This window comes from Streptomyces sp. ICN903 (assembly GCF_022015835.1).
Taxonomy (GTDB): domain Bacteria; phylum Actinomycetota; class Actinomycetes; order Streptomycetales; family Streptomycetaceae; genus Streptomyces; species Streptomyces fenghuangensis.
This window is the reverse complement of sequence record NZ_JAKMAY010000586.1, coordinates 1-1,134: the sequence shown is the minus strand read 5'-3', so window position 1 is coordinate 1,134 and position 1,134 is coordinate 1. Positions and strand designations below refer to the sequence as shown.

General features: G+C 76.1%; 1 protein-coding gene and 1 pseudogene. One reads left to right on the top strand and one right to left on the bottom strand.

Annotated elements, in window-relative coordinates; translation table 11 throughout:
• Positions 1–20 precede the first annotated feature (20 nt).
• Entirely contained in the window at positions 21–803 is a 783-nt protein-coding gene (locus L7D48_RS28970; protein ID WP_237884092.1) for a TIGR03089 family protein, read from the bottom strand.
• Between the two features lie 137 nt (positions 804–940).
• Here L7D48_RS28970 and L7D48_RS28965 point away from each other — a divergent pair.
• Positions 941–1,134: pseudogene (locus L7D48_RS28965) on the top strand (N-acetylmuramoyl-L-alanine amidase); the annotation flags it as partial.

The window sequence follows — 1,134 nt, the reverse complement described above, 5'->3', positions numbered from 1 at the left end:
CGGGTGCGCCCGACGGTGGGTCAGTCGGCCGTGTGGGTGATGCGCTCGCTCCGCCCGCGCTCCTCCAGCCCCGCCGCGTCCAGACGGTCCAGATGGCGGCAGAGCACGACCGAGCCCCCGGTGGCCAGCGGGGCGAACAGCCCGGCGGACAGCCCCTCCCAGGTGTCGTACGGCAGTCCCGACAGCAGCCGTGCGCCGGGGCCGAGTCCGCGCGCCCCGGCGTCGGCGCGGGCGCGTTCGACGACCTGCGCCCCGGTCAGCTCCCGGCCGCCGACGACCAGCGCGGGCGCGTCCGGGTCGACGGGGGAGAAGGGGGCGAAGTGGTCGCCCTGGCCCGGCACCTCGACGGCGTAGTCGGTGAAGCCCTCGGGCGGCCGGGGGAAGCGGCCGCCCAGGGGGCGCAGGCTGAGCGCGATGCGCTCGCCGGTGCAGGCGCGGGCCGCCTCCAGGGTGTCCGGGCCGCTGACGACGAGGTCGGCGGACGCGGCGAGGGAGGAGACCGAGTCCGCGTCGGCGGGGTCGGCGGGCAGTTCGGCGACGACTCCGGTGGAGGAGCAGGCCAGCAGCCAGACCGCGGTCTGCCAGTGGGCGGGCAGCAGCAGCGCGAGCCGGTCGCCGGGCTCGGCGGACAGCTCGCCCTGCAGGAGGTTGGCCGTCTTCGCCACCCAATTGGCGAGGGTGGCGACGGAGAGTTCGACGCGCTCGCCGGTGGCGTCGTCGTAGAAGGTCACCAGCGGGCGGGCGGCGTCCGCGGCGAGCGCGGATCGCAGCAGGTCGGCAGGGGTGCGATCGGTGGTGTTCATCGGCGCCAGGGTACGCGGGCAGCCGTCCGGAGGCGCCGGAACGGGGGTGCCCGCGGTGCCCGGTGAGCGCGACTCAGGGCGACCGGGTGTCAGCTCCCCGTTAGACAGCCATATCCCGTGTGTCCAATATCGGATTTATGCGTGCATTCATTGCGTCATCGATCGGCGTCGCGTGCGCAGCGGCCGCGGTGCTGCCGCTGACCGCGCCCGGCGGCCTGGCGAACAGCGCCTCCGCGGCCCCCGCGCCCGCTTCCGAGTCCGTGGCGGCCCCCCGGCTGCCCGGCAGCACCCAGTCGCTGCCGCTCGTCCCCCTCACCCCGCCGCCCACGAC

Excerpts from the sequence above, each read along its gene's own strand:
- L7D48_RS28970 (WP_237884092.1), bottom strand. The coding sequence starts at position 803 with ATGAACACCACCGATCGCACCCCTGCCGACCTGCTGCGATCCGCGCTC.